2 protein-coding genes are annotated in these 3,293 nt (G+C 51.9%); both read left to right on the top strand.

The window, feature by feature from the left end:
- A partial coding sequence (locus J7M22_03355; GenBank protein MCD6505642.1) for a hypothetical protein occupies nt 1-2,300 on the top strand: 2,300 nt, incomplete at its 5' end.
- Between the two features lie 202 nt (nt 2,301-2,502).
- Nucleotides 2,503-3,293: hypothetical protein (locus tag J7M22_03350; GenBank protein MCD6505641.1), on the top strand; the 791-nt coding region annotated here is incomplete at its 3' end.

Below are 3,293 nucleotides of genomic sequence, written 5' to 3'. Positions count from 1 at the left end.
ATGACTCATCTCGCAGGAGGACGGACAGGCTTTTCAGGGAACTTGAGCCGGAGAGGCTTTATCCCATCTATGGCGACAGCAGCTCGATCTTCTTCGAGGCCGTTTCAAGCGCAAAAGGATATCTGAAATTGGAGAAGGATCTCTCCTACGCAATGCTGGGTGACTATAATACAGGAATGAACCTTGTCGAGTTCGCCGCCTACGATCGAGCTCTAACCGGATTGAAACTCAACGTAGACGAACCGAATATACGGTTGATCGGTTTCGCATCCCAGACCAATAGGCGCATTGTGCGGGATGAGATACCAGGACAGGGGATATCGGGCTATTACTCCCTCTCTCACTTTCCCATTATCCGGTTCAGCGAGCGAGTGAGGGTTGAGGTGCATGATAGGCTTCATCCCGAAAGGATCATTTCCAGCGAGCCGAAATATAGATTTCTGGACTACGATATAGATTATGACGAGGGAACGATCCTCTTCAAACAGCCTATTCCCAGGTACGACTCGGCGCTCAACGATGTGGTGATAGTTGTGCTTTATGAGACCGCCGCAGGCGGGAAGAGGGAACTGGTGAGCGGCGGATATGGCGAGCTGTCCTGGGAGGATTCCGAAACGGGTTTGAGGGCCTCCATAGGAGGGACATACGTCAGGGATCTCAGCGATTTCAGCCGCCTCCATCTCAGCGGAGTCGACGGTTCGATGAGCCTTGGCGGGAACTTAGACGTCTCCGGCGAAGTGGCCTGGAGTCAGGCATATGACGAAGGGCTGATGAGGGATATAAGCGGAGATGCATGGAAGGTGGAACTCCGTAGTTCCCCCATGCCGAACCTCTCGATGGAGGGATATTACAGACAGATAGGCGATGCCTTCAGAAACCCTGTCGTCTCCTCCGGTGAGATCGGAACGACCAAATACGGCCTTTCCTTGAGATATAGATCGCCCGTATACGGATCGATTGACCTGGAACATTCCAATACATCGTTCCCCGGAAAACCGATCATCCCGACCTATACCGGTCTGTTTTCCAAGTTGATCCTCACCTCGGCTTTCTATAGGGCAAAACTCGGTCGATATTCGCTAAGGGTCGGGGCGGAGGATGCTATAACTGAGGATCAAAAGGGGGAAACCGCCGAGTCGCTCATGGGGATCGGCGAGCTGAAGGTTAGGTTAAGCCCCAGGTTTTCAGCATCGCTTTTCCGTGAGCAGAATCTGCTTTCAGAGGGCTCTAGGCTCCTCTCGAGGGAGGGAACATATCACAAGCTCCCTGGAGCAAGATTTGCGGGGTTCAGGTCAAGCGGAACCACACTGGGATTGGATTATACTTTCAGTCCGAAGCTCTCCATTTACGCCAGAGGGAGGATTCCGGACGAGATGGCGGATCTGAACGACGTGTTAGGCGTCGTCGGTGTCAGAGGGCAGCCGTCAAAAACGTTAAGCGCATACTCGGAATATAGAATAGGAGGCGGAATCGGAGGCGCTAGGGGACTTGCGACGATAGGATTGAGAAACAGGATAAGAGTGAGACCGGATCTCAGCTTGAACCTCTCCGCTGAGAGGGTTAGGGCGATAGATAACATCTCGGCCGTCACGGATTTCGACGCCGCATCTGTCTCGCTGGAGTATCTGCCCGATCTGCCGATTAAAGGCTCTGTGAAATACGAGGCGAGAAAGGATGACCTTTCGATATGGAATATGCTTCAGATCGGGGGGACAGCGAAGCTGAATGAAGGCGTTAGCATTATAGCCAGACACCGTTATACTGACAGACGGATACGAGAGATACCAGGAGCACCTAGGAACACCCGGAATCACTCTATCGCCGGGGTGGCCGTGAGGCCCGAAAGGCTTAACTATCTGAACCTGTTGGCCAAGGTCGAGTATAAATCCGAGATGGACGAAACGGTTACGCCGAAGCTGGATTATGAGGTGATCATAGGATCGGTCGAGGGTGTGCTTCATCCGGTCAGGCCCCTTGAACTGTTCGGCAAATACGCCGTCAAGCGTGCGAAGCGTAAGGAGATGAACTTCGAGTATACCTCCACGACGGATCTCTGGATAGCAAGAGCTAGGATCGAACTGAACAGATACGTGGATGTGGCGGGAGAGTACAGATTGATGTATCAGCGCCAGCTCAGAAATTTCGAGCATGGCGCGGCTGGTGAGCTGGGTTTCTGGTTCATCAAAAACCTGCGTATAGCTCTGGGATATAATTTCTTGGGCGGGAGCAAAGATAGGGATTTCCCTGAAAGCGAATACTGGACCAAAGGCCCTTATATGAGGATGTCGGTGAAGCTGTAGTCTCGATTTAATGCGATCGACCTCATCCTCCCAACGCTTTCCCTCCTTGAAATTTTTTATTGACCTCATCTTGAATCTCTGGTATAATAAATTGCCAGCGAGGGAATAGCCTACCCCCCCTTAAGTAGATCCTGAAAATCGTCGATGTTATAAGAGGAGAGCTTTGTCTTTCCCAGAATATAAAAACTTAGGAGGTAATCCGATGAGATTAGTCGAGAGGTTTTCGACAGTTATCTTTGCCCTGGCGATCCTGGCGGCCGGGGCATGGGGACAATCCACCGTAACGCTTGAAATCCCGGACGTACAGGGTACGCCCGGAACAGACGTGTGGATTAACGTGAACATAATCATTCCAGAAGGAACTGAGATTCTCTCCGGACAATTCACCCTGACATACGATCCCGGCGTTCTCTCGTGTAAAGAGGTTAAACCAGGTGCCTTTCTGATGGGTTATTCTCCCCCACCAACCGGCTTCGGTTACCGGGGCGATGCAGGTGCTGAAAGTAATGTAACTCCCTACATCGTGAGCAACGTGGAAAGGAACGAAGCTAAGAACGAGGTGGGGAGGGTGAACATCGCCTTCGCCGGAGCGGAGCCGATCTCTTCAGGCTCTGGTGAGCTGATCAAAGTTAGATTTGGAGTGAGGATGAGCTCCCAGGAAGGCAGCCAGACCAGCTCAGGCGTAAGCGAGCAACAGAGCGGATGTGAACTGAACATCGAACAGCCGCTTTTTAATGAGGATATCACACCTGAAGTTACTCCAGGCACGTTTACCCCTACAGGTAGTCCAGGGAAATATATACCGGTTAAAGTTATAGATAAAGATACTTCGGGCGTCATAGCAGGCGCAACCGTTGAGCTCAGGGATACCGATGGAGAGGTGGTATCCTCCGCTGTCACAGGGGATGATGGGATGTGTCAGCTAGCAGGAGCGGCCTCCGGGGAAACCTATCTGGTGAGAGCCTACAAAATACCGGAAAGCTCCGGCTATTT

Source organism: Candidatus Poribacteria bacterium (genome assembly GCA_021162805.1).
Classification (GTDB): Bacteria; Poribacteria; WGA-4E; order B28-G17; family B28-G17; genus JAGGXZ01.
The sequence above is the reverse complement of the archived record's forward strand: the minus strand, read 5'-3'. Positions and strand labels throughout refer to the sequence as shown.